The following is a 13,489-nucleotide window of genomic DNA, read 5'->3' as shown; positions in this document are numbered from 1 at the left end:
TCGAGAAGATCGGCGCCGTCTTCGCCGGTCCCTGTGTCGTTGCCACCCACCACATAGTCATTGCCGGCCCCACCCATCAGCGTGTCATTGCCGGTGCCGCCATCTATGGCATCGGCACCGTCGGCCGGATCGAAGCCCGCAGGCGGCAAGGCATTGCCTGCCAGCGACACTTGCAGCGTGTAGCCGTCTCCGAATTCCAGAGCCGCAGATCTGGTGGCAGTGACATACTCGCCGACGCGAATGTAATAGGTCCCGGCTGTTGCAAAGGTATGGGTGAGGAAAGAATCGGTGTCGAAACGACTGCCGCCACCGCCGTTCGTGATGAGCGAATCGTCATCAAAGGCCAGGCGCGTGCCGTCCGCGTCGAACAGTTCGAGGAAGGAATCCAGGTTGACCGAGGCGTCGATGTCGAATGTACCGACAACACCGGCAGCATCGACAACAAAACTGTACACATCATAGAAGCCGTCACCCGTCCCCGTTACCGTTGTGTGCGGGACCGTTGTCGAATTGGCGATATTGGCATCCCTGTTCAGCCCGAACGCAGAGGGTGCCAGGTGGATCGCCGTGGCGATGGTGTCGTGTTGCGGCAATCCGGTTTCGTTCAAGGTTGCGGCGGGATAAGGCGCCAAATCGGCGCCATGGATAATGTCGTTGCCGCCCAGGCCATTGAGTTGATCATAACTTCCGGTGCCGCCAATAATGACATTGGCCAGGTCATTGCCGTTACCGGTCGCATCAGACGTCGTCAGCAGCGTCAGGTTTTCGAGGGTGTCACCCAGGCTGTAGCTGCTGAGCGCCATGATCAGGTCTGTGCCTTGCTCTGCGGTTTCCACGACGACATCGCTACTGTCGACAACGTAGGTGTCGTTACCTGAACCGCCGGTCAAATTGTTGATTGCGGCGTTGCCGATAATCAGGTCGTTGCCGGAGCCGGCAATAGCATTCTCGATCAGAGAGCGTGAATCATCAAGGTATTGCAGGGCATTGCCAATATTGCCCGGCTGGGCCGTAAAGCCATCCTCGAGGGGCAGGGAATCTCCCAACTGCGCCAGGCTGAAGGTCGAAAAGCCGCCGGGGGCCAGGTCGATCGTCTGGTTGTTGCTGTAGTTCGAGAAATCGTAGGTGTCGACACCGTTGCCGTCCCAGATGGTGCGGAAGATCTTGCCAAGACCCGCAACGGCGTCGAATTCCGGCAGGCCCTGGCCCACGCCATTGATAAACATTTCGCCGGTCGTGGCGTTGAAGGTATAGACCGAATCCGTGGCGTTGCTGGTGAAATTGGCGCCGTATATGAATTGCAGAGCCGCTATATCCGCCTGCATATAGGTTTGCGGCTGGTTGAACTGGTCACCCTGGAAATCGATGTCGAACCCCGGCGCCGAGCGGTAGGTCATGACCGACCACGCCCAACCGTCCTTGTCCGAAGGGAGGGCACGGGTGCCGAAATGCGGACCGGGACCATCAAGATAGCCACCCACCGTCAAGTCAAAGGTATGATAGTCCTGGTAACCATGTTTCAGCCCCATGGTATGGCCGATTTCGTGAATCATGGTCGCCATGCCCCAGTTGCCGATCCGGGGCGTCAGATAGAAGGGCTGGCCCGTCTGGCCGAACCAGATGTCGCCGTCAGAGGCGTCCGAACCCGGGAAGTTGCCCTCGGCCGAGCCGGCGCCGTCCGCCGTCGTTTGCGACATGCGGATAATGCCGTGGGTTTCGGCGCTTTCCGTCACCTGGGTAAAGGTCAGGTTGGTGTAGCTGCTGATCAGGCTGAAGGCATACAGCGCCGCCGACTGTTGGGCAGCGTTGAAGGGCACCTGTTCCGCCGTATAAGCGGGATCGTAATAGGGCGTGTTGTAGAATTCGCCGGTCGCCGGGAAGCTGAAGGTGATATTGGTCACCGTCCAGCGCGAACCAAAGATGGCGCCGTCGATCAACGGGTTGCCGGTATATTCATAGCGGTTATCGACGGGATCGAAGGTGTAGGTCATGACCTCGGAAATGCCCGGCTGGGACGCATCGCGGATGCCACCCGAAGCGCCCTGCTTAGCACCGACACCACCCAGACCGCCACCACCGCAGCACAGGCATCCCGTCGGAGTATCACCGGAAAAGTCGGACTGAGCTTTGGAGTCGAAAGCACCGGCAAAGGGGCGAGACAGCAAGGTCGGCGAAGGGGAAGAGTCGGTATCGGCGGCTTCGTTCAGAAATAAGGTGGTCGAAGCGCCGGATTGCGGCGACAGATCGCGCGCGGTGCGCACGGACCAGATCGAGTCGTCATCGTTACCGAAAACACGCGCCAAGGAAAACCCCCCACAACATTTGGCCGCTCACCGGCGGCGGGTTAAAAAAGCATAAACTGCAATCGTTCTGAACCCAAGTCTTGGAACAATTTTGCCGCACGGCAAAAAGTCCGGTCCCCCGTTACCTCAGGCCGTTCCTTTGGACGGCATCGCCCGGGCGGGAATTGCCTACCAGACCATATGGCTAAGGACATCGACCACCAAGGCTCCGGTCACCGTGACCGCATTGCCACCACCCAGCGCAATCACGACATTGCCCCCCGACTGGCTGACCAGACCGGCATTGGCCACACCGCCGGTATAGGCGTGAATGTTGATGCTGTCGTTCTGGAGAGCATTGAAATCGGTGATGGTGTCTGCGCCGCTGCTGGTCTCGAACAGGAAGATGTCTGCGCCCAGGCCACCGGTCAGGATATCCGCGCCGCCCTTGCCGTTGAGGCCGTTGTTGCCGTCACTCCCGATAAATGTATTGGCCAGCGAATTGCCGGTGGCGTTGACAGGCGCTGTTCCCGTCAGGATGAGGGTTTCGGCATAACGACCACTCAGGCTGTAGGTGACGCTCGCATAGATAATGTCTGTCCCCTCCCCGCCCGCTTCGATCACCTTGTCGCCGGCCGCCTGGACATAATAGGTATCGTTGCCCGGCCCGCCGGTCATCGTGTCGTTGCCCGCACCACCGTCCAGCATATTGTCGCCGCTGTTGCCGTTCAAGGCATTGCCGAGCGAATTGCCCGTGGCATGAATATTCGCTGTTCCCGTCAGGGTCAGGGTTTCGACATAGCGCCCGGCAAGGTCGTAGGTGAGGCTCGACAGAATTGTGTCGTTGCCCTGGCCATTGGCTTCGACGACCTTGTCGCCCGCAGTCTGGACATAATAGGTATCGTCCCCAGCCCCGCCGGTCAGGGTGTCGTTGCCTGTCCCGCCGTCCAGAAGGTTGTTACCGCTGTTGCCTGTCAGAGCGTTGCCGAGGCTATTGCCGGTCGCCTTCAAATTTCCATTGCCGGTGAGGGTTAGATGCTCGACCACCCGCCCGGCCAGGCTGTAGCTGACCCCGGCCAGGATCAGGTCGCTACCCTGGCCACTGGCCTCCACGACATGATCGCCGGCCTGATCGACCAGGTAGGTATCATTGCCGCCCCCGCCAGACAGGGTATCGGCGCCGGCCAGCCCGTCCAGGGCATTGTTACCGGCATTGCCGGTCAGGGCATTGCCAAGCCCGTTGCCCGTTGCGTTGACAGGGGCGCTGCCGGTCAGGGTCAGGTTTTCCACCTCTGCAGCCAGTGTCCAGCTCAGCCCGGCCTGGACGGTGTCGCTGCCTTCGCCGGCGAATTCAACCACCCAGTCAAATACACTGTCGACGATGTAAAGGTCATCGTTCTTGCCGCCATAAAGCGAGTCATTTCCGACCCCGCCATCAAGTCGGTCATTGCCCTTGCCGCCGAACAATTCGTCCGCCCCGCCCAGGCCGTTGAGCGTATCGTTGCCAGTCAGCCCGACCACCTCGTCGCCATTGGCTGAGCCTGTAACCAGATCATCCACCGCCGAACCGCGCACGAAACCACCTGCCGCCTTGGCCGTAAACGAGAAGCTGTTGCCGACCGAACTATAGGCCCAGGCCGCATATTGGCTGCCGTCCTGAGCGTTGGTCCCGTAGACATGCCGGGCGGCGGCCATATCCAGCGCTGTCAGATGCTGTGGTCCATTGGTCTGTTGCGTCATGATGGTAGCGGTGCCGTTATCACTGGCCAGAACCTGATCGTGAGTCACGCCGGACGCGTAGTTAACAAACACCTCGGTCGGGTGCTTGAACCCCAGGACGTGGCCAATCTCATGCAGCAGCAGGCCGTAGTTGAACAGGCCGCCCGTCTGCGAGTCCGTGTTGAGCAGGACATGGCCAGCGACGTCAAAGCCGCCGTCGAAGAAGTGTGGATAGCTGTAATAGTTCCAGTCACCGAACGGATAGAAGCCGACCCCGTCACTGCCGTTATAGACAGAGGCCGAAAAATCGTAGGATGAGAAGGTGATATCGGACGTGCCGTGCGCCACCTCGACCGCGGTAATGCCACAGGCGGTGGCCCATTCCTGCATGGCGGTGCGCGCCTGATTGCGCTGGGCGTTGCTCAGTGCGAGGAAGGTGGCATAGGCCTCCGGCCCCATGACGGACAGGTCGGCAGGCGGCGCTGCGACGGCAAAGCTGAAGGTGACAATGGCCGGCGCGCTGCTCAATTCCAGGCCGTTCCATGAGTCGCCGGACAGAAGAGCGGTGTAGTCTGACACGACCGGCATGCGTCTTTTCCCGATATCGGCACGGTCTCAAGCTAGTCCTGGTCCCGCCAACGGTCAAGCTACCACCGTTTCATAGCAATCATGTGATGACAGCGTAAGACTTCTCAGGTATGGCGCGCGCCATGACCAAGATCACCTCCGACGCAACCTATACCGAGGAAGAGGAAAAGGGCTGGGCCACCGCCCGCACGCTTGCCGAAGCCCTGCCCTTCATCCAGATTTATGACCGCGAAATCGTCGTGGTGAAATATGGTGGCCACGCCATGGGCGAAGAAGCGACGGCCAAGCAGTTCGCCTCCGACATCGTCCTGCTCAAGCTGCTGGGCATCCATCCGATCGTGGTCCATGGCGGCGGGCCGCAGATTTCGGCCATGCTGGGCCGTGCCGGCGTCAGGTCGACCTTCGTCGACGGTCTGCGCGTCACCGACAATGCCACCATGGAAATCGCCGAAATGGTGCTGTCGGGCGCGGTCAACAAGGAAATCGCCAGCTGGATCACGCGCGCCGGCCAGGAAGCCGATGTTCGCGGCGTTGGTCTGTCGGGCAAGGATGCCGGCCTGATCACGGTTGAAAAAGCCACCCGGATCAAGAAGGACCCGGACTCGATGATTGAGCAGATCGTCGATCTGGGCTTCGTCGGAGAGCCCAAGGTGGTCGACGACAAGCTGATCCGCACCCTGATCGGCGATCCGAACCACGACTATGTTCCGGTCATCGCCCCGATCGGCGTGTCGGACGAAGGCCAGACCTTCAATATCAATGCCGATACCGTGGCCGGCGCCATCGCCGGCAAGCTCAATGCCAAGCGCATGCTGCTGCTGACCGACATCATCGGCGTTCTGGACGAGAACAAGGACCTGATCCGCCAGCTGACCGTCTCCGAAGCGCGCGGGCTGATCGAAAGCGGTGTCGCCTCGGGCGGGATGATCCCCAAGCTGGAAACGGCGATTGCGGCGGTCGAGGCCGGCGTCGAGGCCGTGGTCATCCTCGACGGACGCCGCCCCCACGCCATGCTGGTCGAGCTGTTCACCGAACATGGGGCAGGGACTTTGATCAAGGCGGGGTAGATCCTACCTCGTACTGCCGATCTTCCAGCGTTTGGGCGGCGCCCAGGGCGCTTCTTTTTTCAGCGGCACTTCGGGGACCGTTGGTGGTTTACTGGCCTTGCCGCGCTGTTCGGGCGGCTTGGCCAGGTATTCGGCTTCCACCTTGGTTTTCAGGGCCTCGGAAAAGGACTCGAAGCCGGCGCGGAAATATCGGCCAAAACGACGCCCCTCGCGCTCCGACAGGAAACCGGAAAAAAGCGCGCCGACACTAAAGGCCGAACCGGTCTGCGACAGCGATTCGAATTCGAAATAGCGCACCAGCTTGCCCTCAAAGAACTTCTTGGGCACGGTAATGTGGATATGCGACAGCGGAGTCCAGTCGGCGATAAATCCGTCGATCTCCCATATGCCAAGGCCTTCGAACTTTTCCTCGGAATGAAAAGGTGCGCCGAAGCTGAGTTTGCCTGAAACCGCCTGGTGAATGGGGCTCCACGATGTCCATGAGTCGATATCTGCGATGATGTCATAGACATCGTCGATCGGTGCCGCGATGCCGATCCGTGCTTCGATCTTATAGGCCATGGCTCAAGCCCCTATCTTCCGTTTCCGCGGCCTTCAACTTCCATGTCGCGCCTGTGGCAGAGTCCATCACGTCCACCCCCAGGTCGTCAAGCGCCTTGCGGATGCGGTCGGCGTCAGGCCAGTTTTTTGCCGTCCGCGCCGCTACCCGTTCCGCCACCAGAGCGTCGATTTTCGCCTTCAGGTCTTCGTCCACACCGCCCCTGAACCAGGCCTCGGGGTCACCCTGCAACAGGCCCAGGACACGGCCGGCCGCCAACAACCGCGATTTGGCGGCGATGCGAGCTTCGTCATCCGCCGCCGTTTCCAGGGCCTTGGCCAGGGCCGACAGTTCGGCAAACGCCCGCGGCGTGTTGAGGTCGTCGCACAACACCTCCAGGATCGCCGGCGCCGCAGCCTCGTCACGCCCCGGAACGGCAGCGAACTTGCGCAAGGTGCCGTACATGCCGTCAAGCCGCGACTGGGTCTGAGCGATCAATTCACCGGTCCAGTCCAGCGGCCCGCGATAATGCGCCGACAACAGTGCGGCGCGAATAACCTCGCCGGGCACCTGTTCGATAAGGTCGTGCACCAGCTTCACATTTCCCAGCGACTTCGACATCTTGTCGCCTTCGAAGGTCAGAAAGCCGTTATGCATCCAGTAGCGGGCGTAGCCGCTGTCCTGGCCATGGGCATGCTGGGCGCACAGGCCTTGCGCGATCTCGTTCTCATGGTGCGGAAAGATCAGGTCGTGGCCGCCGCCATGGATGTCGATCGGCAGACCGAGATTGGCCTCGATCATCGCCGAGCATTCGATATGCCAGCCCGGCCGGCCGGGTCCCCACGGGCTGTCCCATGCCGGTTCGCCGGGCTTGGACGGCTTCCACAGCACGAAGTCGTGGGGATTGCGCTTATAGGGCGCTACCTCGACCCTGCTGCCGGCGATCATGTCATCGAGCGAACGCCGCGACAGCGCGCCGTAAGCCTTGAACGACTCAACGTCGAACAGGACATGGCCCTGTTCGGCATAGGCGTGACCATTGGCAAGAATAGCGGCGATCTGGGCCAGGATCGCGTCGATATTGTGCGTCACCCGCGGCTCCAGGGTCGGCCGGAGGGCACCCAGGGTCGCCATGTCAGCGTTATAGATGTCGGCGAAATGGTTGGTGATGACGTCGATCTCGACGCCCTGGTCAAAGGCCGCCTTGTTGATCTTGTCGTCGACATCGGTGATGTTGCGGGCATAGATAACGTGGTGTTCGCCATAGAGGGCGCGCAGCAGCCGGAACAAGACGTCAAACACGACCACGGGTCGGGCATTGCCGATATGGGCAAAGGAATAGACGGTCGGACCACAGACATACAGGGTCACGCGCTCGGGGTTTTGAGGTTCGAAGCCGACTTTTTCGCGGCGCAGCGTGTCGTAAATATGCAGTTTCATGGGTGTTTTCAGTTGTAATCGGGGGTCAGGGTCCCATATAGACGCGGTCTCGCCGATGCACCATGTTTAACTCGCGCAGTTTGATCCAAAATGTGCTAGAAACGTAAGTGTCACGGCCGCTCTTTTTACCGTTCTGACGGAATCGGGCAGCCGTGTCGCGCACCATTGCGCGGGACAAACAATTTTGAGGCCGATTTTGAGGCCAAAATCGAGGGATGCCACGCGTCATTCCGGTTGCCTTCGCACCGGCGCTACTCGGCCCTCAGGGGACTGTGATATTGACTATGGATAGCCTGGATCCAACAAGCCTGCTCGCCACATCGAAGCCGGTCAGCGTAACCACCTTCACCAACCGCCCGAGTCGCGAACAGGCCATGGACGCCGTCCGTACGCTTTTGGCCTGGGCCGGTGACAATCCCGACCGTGAAGGCCTGATTGACACGCCCAAACGCGTGGTCGAGGCCTATGACGAATGGTTCCAGGGCTATACAGCCGACCCGAAAAAAGAGCTGTCGCGCACTTTCGGGGACGTGCAGGGCTACGACGACATGGTCATGCTGCGCGAGATCGACGTCGAATCGCACTGTGAGCATCATATGGCGCCGTTCCTCGGCAAGGCCTGGGTGGCTTATCTGCCGACGGAAAAGGTCGTCGGCATCTCCAAGATCGCCCGCGTGGTCGAAATCTTCGCCAAGCGCCTGCAGACCCAGGAAACCATGACCAAGCAGATTGCCGACGCGCTCGAAGAGTCGCTGGCGCCGCATGGCGTGGCCGTCCTGATCGACGCCGAGCACCAATGCATGACGACGCGCGGCGTCCATCACAAAAACGTCTCGACCATTACCACCCGCTTCACCGGCGTGTTCAGGACCGACAAGTCCCTTCAGGAGCGCTTTCTGAGACTCAGCCAGAAATAGCGTCAGGCCTTCCGGATGACTTTTTGACATGGCGCATGCCCGGTTGAAGAGCCCGCGCCGTCTTTTTCTCCTCTGGCTCTCCTCTGGTTCTCCTATGGCGCGAAAATTCAGCACGGCAATAGGGAATATTCTTAATCCCTTTCGTCTAAGCCTGCGTTTCGGCGGGTTTAGGTCTTTACTTTTGACCGGGACTTGGCCTAAATCAGCGGGTCGGTTCTGAACTCGGGCGCTTACGGTCCTGCGCCCATTGGTCTGATGCAGTAACCGGATGGCATAAGATTTCGCCCCAGGCGTTGCGGCGCGGGGCTCAAAGGGAGTTTTACTCATGGGTGCAAAGCTCGGCGGCGGCGGCGGCGGCAAGTACAAGGTCGAACAGAATTCGGATATCAACGTGACTCCGTTCGTTGACGTCATGCTGGTTCTGCTGATCATCTTCATGGTGTCCATCCCGGTGGCCACGGTTTCGATCAAGCTCGACCTTCCGCCTGCAAAGGCACCGCCTACAAGCGAGAAGAAGAAGGATCCTGTCTTCATTTCGATCATGGGTCCGGACGACATTTACATCGCTGATCGCAAGACGTCGCTGGAAACGCTGGACGCCGATGTCCGCGCCGCTCTGCAGTCGGATGATCCGCTGAACGAGCGCATTCTGGTCCGTGGCTACAAGGACATCGAATACAAGGACTTCGTGAAGGTGCTGAACGAGCTTCAGCAGCACGGCTTCCTGAAGATCGGTTTGATCAACGAAGACATCGAATAGTCTTTTCCGATCGCGAGTTTTTAAAGCCCCGGCAGGATATCCTGCCGGGGCTTTTTGTTGCGTGAAACATGGGTTGGCGCACCTTATACCAAACCGCTTTGACTTTGACATTCTTTCCGCAAGGGGACCCCTCCGTCTCGAGCCTCGCCGGCAGGCAGCGCTACGATCTTCGATCTCCGCTTGCTCGCCATGGCACAGGCCACCCCGCTCCCCATCGAAGGGATGGGGAGGAAAAAAAAATTCAATGGTTTCTTCTCCTCCCCATTTCAAATGGGGAGGTGCCGAGCAAGCGAGCCCAAAGGGCGAAGCGCGTCGAGGCGGAGGGGTCTACCTACTGTCAATGTGTCAATTTTTTCGCGGGTTGGTATTATTCATCCGCCTCCGGCTTTTGCCCGGTAGATAGTTTGATACCCCGCCGCGCCAGTGCCTCACGCAGCAGCATTTCCAGCATGGAATTGGTCGAACGTAATTCTCCTGCGGCCAGACGTTCGACCGCCGCCATGACCTCGGGCCGCACCCGAAGCGGATAGGACCGTTTGCCCGGCGACGCCATCAGCCGTAAAGCGTGCCGGTATTGACCACCGGCTGGACTTCGCGGTCGGCACACAGCACCACCAGCAGGTTGGACACCATGGCCGCCTTGCGCTCTTCATCCAGCTCGACCACGCCGCGCGTCGACAGTTGGTCCAGCGCCATTTCGACCATGCCGACGGCGCCGGCGACGATCTTTTGTCGGGCGGCGATGACGGCTTCCGCCTGCTGACGCCGCAGCATCGAGCCGGCAATTTCCGGTGCATAGGCCAGGTGCATCAGATGGGTCTCGTCGATGGCGACGCCGGCAACCTCGACCCGGACGGCAAGGTCGGCCTTCAGCCTTTGGCCGACAATCTCGGCATCGTCACGCAGGGTGGGTTCACCGTCATCGGCGTGGTCGTAGGCATATTGGCGCGCCGTTTCGCGCAAGGCCGTCTCGATCTGGATGTTGACGAAGGCCGTATAGTCGTCAACATCGAACAAGGCCTGGGCCGAATCGGACACGCGCCACACGACATTGGCAGCGATTTCGATTGGGTTGCCCCGCTGGTCATTGACCTTCAGCGCCTCGCTGGTGACGTTGCGGACTCGTAACGACACCTTCTTGCGGCCATACCAGAACGGCACCCAGCGCAGACCGGTCGTCCGGTCGGTGCCCTTGTAATTGCCGAACACCGTGACGGCCACCGCCTGGTTCGGCTGGAGCGTATAGAAGCCGCACAGAATAAACAGCGCGGCCAGGCCCAGTGGCACCGCCGCTACAACTATGCGGGCGAACAGGGTTGCGCCTATCGCTACCAAAATCACCAGCAGGATGATCAGCCACAGGCCGCCGCTGCCGCCTGCGCCGGTAACTTCGCGCGTTTTGTTGATGGTTTGATCGTTCATTCCAGCCTCCCATACGGCGTCTTCAGAGATAATCTCTCAGACGTCCATTTCCTTGACGACATAGCCCTTACCGAAGGTCTTCTGTCGAAACCGCAGGATCTTGTGCTGCTTCTGCCGGCGCAGCAGCACGCTCTGCATGGCCCCTTCCGCCTCATAGGCGACGGTGTAGTTCACGATCTCCCACCCCTGGGACACCAGGGTGCTCAGGGGTTTGTCATCGTTCGACATATAAAGCCCTCCGATTTCTCATATCACAGTGATATCACTTTTTCATCGACTAAGCAAGCGCGCAATCATGGTACAATAGGATGTCTCCGGAGCCCCCTCCGGCAGGTAAGAGGGAGGAAAAGCCAATGCCGGCAAAGATTCGCAGCTCAAGCGCAGTGTACAAAATCGAACAGAACTCCGACATCAACGTGACGCCGTTCGTCGACGTCATGCTGGTTCTGCTGATCATCTTCATGGTGTCGATGCCGGTGGCGACCAGGGCCATCAGGCTCGACATGCCGCCGGCCGGCGAGACCACCGGGAAAAAGCCGATCTTTATTTCGATCCAGGGACCTGGCGAGATCTATATCGGCGCCCGGAAGACCAGCCTGCTGCAACTCGACTCCGACCTGCGTTCCGCCTTGCAGAGCGACCATCCGTTGGAAGAGCGCATCCTGGTGCGCGGCGATGCCGATGTGGAGTATAACGACTTTATGGTCGTGCTCAACGAACTGAAGGCCAACGGCTACAGCAGCATCGGCCTGATCAACGAGGATATGGACTAAGGAGCCACGAAGCATGTTAGTATTGTATCTCACCGCCGCCTTGGCATTATCGTCAGTTGGATTGGACGACAAAGATGTGCGTCTACCCCCGTCAGGTACTGCCGCGGTCGAAAAACCACTGTATGTCCACGTAACCGCCCAAGCCACAATCGTCATCCATGGTGAAACGGTCGCGCTGGCTGATTTGCCGGATAAGGTCAGATTGCTTCTGAAAACCTCCTATCCTTACGACGAAAGAATCTATGTTGTCTCCGAGGATGGCAATCTAGATGGGTACTTTGCAGAAGTGATCGACCTCCTTCATTTGCACGGTTTTGAAAGGGTCGCGATTATTTCCAAAGACGTCGAAGGCAGTGAGCTTCCCTAAGCGCCCATACTGGCGTATCGGAACGCATGAATGACACCCCCGACGATATCGACGACGACGACATTGCGCTCGAAGGCGAAGCCGAGGCCCTGACCGTAACCCTTTTGCCCGAACAGGCCGGTGACCGACTGGACCGCGCCCTCACAGTTCACTTTCCGGACCTGTCGCGCGCCCGGCTACAGGCCCTGATCGCCGAAGGCCGCCTCAGCCACGACGGCACCATCGTCACCGACGGCAAGCACAAGGCCAAGCCCGGTGACTACAGCCTGAACATTCCGGCACCGGTCAGCGCCAATCCGGAGCCACAGGATATCGCGCTGGAGATCCTGTTCGAAGATGCTCACCTGATCGTGATCAACAAGGCGCCTGGCATGGCCGCCCACCCGGCGCCGGGTACGCGCGATGGCACCCTCGTCAATGCCTTGCTGTTTCATTGTGGCGACAGCCTGTCGGGGATCGGCGGCGTGGTGCGGCCAGGCATCGTCCACCGGCTCGACAAGGACACGTCCGGCGTCATGGTGGCGGCCAAGAGCGACGTCGCGCACCGCGGACTGTCGGAGCTCTTCGGCCGCCACGATATCGACCGGGAATACAAGGCGGTGGTGCGCGGTGCGCCGAAATACATGACCGGCACGGTCAATACCCGCATTGGCCGCTCGCATCACGACCGCAAGAAGATGGCGGTCCTGCGTGGCGGCGGGCGCGAGGCGACCACCCATTATCAGCTCGACGAGGTTTTCGGCATCACCAAACCCTTAGCGGCCTTGCTGACCTGCCGGCTGGAGACCGGGCGGACGCACCAGATTCGGGTCCATATGGCCCATCTCGGCTGCCCGTGCCTCGGCGACCCCGTCTATGGCTCGGGCGCGCCGGCGCGTGAGGTTCAAGAGATTCTGCGTGAGCTCGAGTTCAGCCGCCAGGCGCTGCATGCCGGTGTCCTGGGTTTCGTGCACCCGATCACCGGCGAAAAGCTGAAATTCAAGGCCAAGATGCCGGAAGATATGACCGAGCTGGTCGAGTCGCTGAAAGAAATATAGCAAGGATTGACCACGAACGCCGCTTCGCGGCTGATTCAAAGAGATTCTGAAGTTCGTGCCTGTTCGTGCCGTTCGTGGTGAAGACTCTTTCTTACGGCTTGCGCCGCCACTTTTGGTACAGCATCCATCCGCCCAGCGCCACGAACAGGCCCACCATCACGATCAGCCACGGATCGCTGAAAATTTGATCCCAAGGCAGGTTCATTTGCCCTCCCGATAAATGTCGAACGCACCGAGGAATTCCGGATTGTGAATGATGGTCCCGCACGAAAGCTGATACCGGCCACGGTCGACCAGGTTGAAGGCATCCGGCACCAGCGGTAGAAACAACTCCTGGCCAGATTTCTTGCCGACCAGGGACAATACAAACCCTTCCGACCGGTTAGCGCGGATCAACCGCCCGGCCAGTATCTCCGTCGACAACAGCGCATCGTCGCCGTCGATCTGGTTCATACGCACCAGGATCAGGGTGCCGCGCATGGCCCGCAGGATGGGATGGTCGCGGTCAGCAAACGCCTCCGGCACCAGCTCATTCCATCTAGTCATTTTTATCGCTCACGGCTAACGCGCTACGCTCAT

14 protein-coding genes are annotated in these 13,489 nt (G+C 59.8%); 6 read left to right on the top strand and 8 right to left on the bottom strand.

The genetic code is table 11. From position 1 onward, the window contains the following. Together ABAC402_RS39580 and ABAC402_RS39575 are read right to left on the bottom strand one after the other, a co-directional pair. On the bottom strand, positions 1–2,303 hold a 2,303-nt coding region (locus ABAC402_RS39580; protein ID WP_023451342.1), incomplete at its 3' end, for a M10 family metallopeptidase C-terminal domain-containing protein. Between the two features lie 168 nt (positions 2,304–2,471). Continuing rightward, positions 2,472–4,589: a hypothetical protein gene (locus ABAC402_RS39575; RefSeq protein ID WP_023451341.1), complete on the bottom strand. Its 2,118-nt coding sequence runs from the start codon at positions 4,587–4,589 to the stop codon at positions 2,472–2,474. A gap of 122 nt (positions 4,590–4,711) precedes the next feature. Here ABAC402_RS39575 and argB point away from each other — a divergent pair, with 122 nt between their 5' ends. Further along, a complete protein-coding gene (argB, locus tag ABAC402_RS38765) occupies positions 4,712–5,656 on the top strand; it encodes an acetylglutamate kinase (protein WP_031236126.1) in 945 nt (314 codons plus the stop codon). 3 nt (positions 5,657–5,659) lie between these two features. On the opposite strand, the gene ABAC402_RS38760 is transcribed toward argB, so the two are convergent. Next, a complete protein-coding gene (locus ABAC402_RS38760) occupies positions 5,660–6,217 on the bottom strand; it encodes an SRPBCC domain-containing protein (RefSeq protein WP_023451339.1) in 558 nt (185 codons plus the stop codon). After that, the gene (gene cysS, locus ABAC402_RS38755) at positions 6,207–7,634 is read right to left on the bottom strand and encodes a cysteine--tRNA ligase (RefSeq protein ID WP_023451338.1); all 1,428 of its coding nucleotides are present in this window, start codon (positions 7,632–7,634) and stop codon (positions 6,207–6,209) included. Before cysS ends, ABAC402_RS38760 begins: the two co-directional genes overlap by 11 nt. A gap of 284 nt (positions 7,635–7,918) precedes the next feature. Between cysS and folE the strand changes: the two genes are divergently transcribed. Beyond that, positions 7,919–8,551 carry a GTP cyclohydrolase I FolE gene (folE, locus tag ABAC402_RS38750; protein ID WP_023451337.1) on the top strand — a complete coding sequence of 211 codons (633 nt, stop codon included), beginning with the start codon at positions 7,919–7,921 and terminating at the stop codon, positions 8,549–8,551. 325 nt (positions 8,552–8,876) lie between these two features. Further along, positions 8,877–9,311: a biopolymer transporter ExbD gene (locus ABAC402_RS38745; protein WP_023451336.1), complete on the top strand. Its 435-nt coding sequence runs from the start codon at positions 8,877–8,879 to the stop codon at positions 9,309–9,311. 367 nt (positions 9,312–9,678) lie between these two features. Here the strand turns inward: ABAC402_RS38745 and ABAC402_RS41170 are convergent, their stop codons facing one another. Genes ABAC402_RS41170 through ABAC402_RS38730 form a run of 3 tightly spaced genes read right to left on the bottom strand, consistent with a single transcriptional unit; the run spans position 9,679 to position 10,961 of the window. After that, a complete protein-coding gene (locus ABAC402_RS41170; RefSeq protein ID WP_255346319.1) occupies positions 9,679–9,813 on the bottom strand; it encodes a hypothetical protein in 135 nt (44 codons plus the stop codon). A gap of 50 nt (positions 9,814–9,863) precedes the next feature. Beyond that, positions 9,864–10,733 carry an SPFH domain-containing protein gene (locus tag ABAC402_RS38735; protein ID WP_023451334.1) on the bottom strand — a complete coding sequence of 290 codons (870 nt, stop codon included), beginning with the start codon at positions 10,731–10,733 and terminating at the stop codon, positions 9,864–9,866. Positions 10,734–10,769: 36 nt separating this feature from the next. Further along, positions 10,770–10,961, bottom strand: a complete 192-nt coding sequence (locus ABAC402_RS38730) for a hypothetical protein (protein WP_023451333.1) — start codon at positions 10,959–10,961, stop codon at positions 10,770–10,772. 125 nt (positions 10,962–11,086) lie between these two features. Between ABAC402_RS38730 and ABAC402_RS38725 the strand changes: the two genes are divergently transcribed. Genes ABAC402_RS38725 through ABAC402_RS38715 form a run of 3 tightly spaced genes read left to right on the top strand, consistent with a single transcriptional unit; the run spans position 11,087 to position 12,910 of the window. Then, positions 11,087–11,506, top strand: a complete 420-nt coding sequence (locus tag ABAC402_RS38725; protein ID WP_023451332.1) for a biopolymer transporter ExbD — start codon at positions 11,087–11,089, stop codon at positions 11,504–11,506. Between the two features lie 13 nt (positions 11,507–11,519). Continuing rightward, positions 11,520–11,873: a biopolymer transporter ExbD gene (locus tag ABAC402_RS38720; protein WP_023451331.1), complete on the top strand. Its 354-nt coding sequence runs from the start codon at positions 11,520–11,522 to the stop codon at positions 11,871–11,873. A gap of 26 nt (positions 11,874–11,899) precedes the next feature. Beyond that, entirely contained in the window at positions 11,900–12,910 is a 1,011-nt protein-coding gene (locus ABAC402_RS38715) for an RluA family pseudouridine synthase (protein ID WP_023451330.1), read from the top strand. A 201-nt stretch (positions 12,911–13,111) separates the two neighbouring features. Here the strand turns inward: ABAC402_RS38715 and ABAC402_RS38710 are convergent, their stop codons facing one another. Beyond that, entirely contained in the window at positions 13,112–13,456 is a 345-nt protein-coding gene (locus ABAC402_RS38710) for a hypothetical protein (RefSeq protein WP_031236124.1), read from the bottom strand. Positions 13,457–13,489 lie beyond the last annotated feature (33 nt).

Origin of the sequence: Asticcacaulis sp. AC402 (assembly GCF_000495835.1) — a bacterium.
Taxonomy (GTDB): Bacteria; Pseudomonadota; Alphaproteobacteria; order Caulobacterales; family Caulobacteraceae; genus Asticcacaulis.
This window is presented reverse-complemented; position numbering and strand designations above follow the sequence as displayed.